Genomic DNA, 552 nt, shown 5'->3' on the forward strand with positions numbered 1-552 from the left:
CAAGCTCCTACCTAGAAGGGTGCAACTTTTTGACCGTGGCAGTATCCACACCTGCCGACAGCATGGGTCACTCCATCCTGTTTTTGTGGGGCCCTGAAGCCCAAGGCGACTTCGTTCGCTGGTGCCAAATTGGCGGCTTGTGGAGCTTTGTGGCATTGCATGGAGCCTTTGGTTTGATTGGGTTCATGCTGCGCCAGTTTGAGATTTCCCGCCTCGTGGGCATCCGTCCATACAACGCGATCGCCTTCAGTGGACCGATTGCGGTGTTTGTGTCGGTCTTCTTGATGTACCCGTTGGGACAATCGAGCTGGTTCTTTGCCCCGAGCTTCGGCGTAGCGGCGATTTTCCGGTTCCTGCTGTTCCTGCAAGGGTTCCACAACTGGACGCTGAACCCGTTCCACATGATGGGCGTGGCTGGCATCTTGGGGGGAGCCTTGCTCTGTGCGATTCACGGTGCGACGGTGGAGAACACGCTGTTTGAAGATGGCGACAAAGCCAACACCTTCCGCGCGTTCAACCCGACCCAAGCAGAAGAGACCTACTCGATGGTGA

The 552-nt window shown here is 56.7% G+C and carries 1 pseudogene; it reads left to right on the forward strand.

Annotated elements, in window-relative coordinates:
- Positions 1 to 552 (forward strand): annotated as a pseudogene (locus JUJ53_RS14015) (photosystem II D2 protein (photosystem q(a) protein)); the annotation flags it as partial.

It is taken from the genome of Leptolyngbya sp. CCY15150 (assembly GCF_016888135.1).
In the GTDB taxonomy this organism is placed as follows: Bacteria; Cyanobacteriota; Cyanobacteriia; order RECH01; family RECH01; genus RECH01.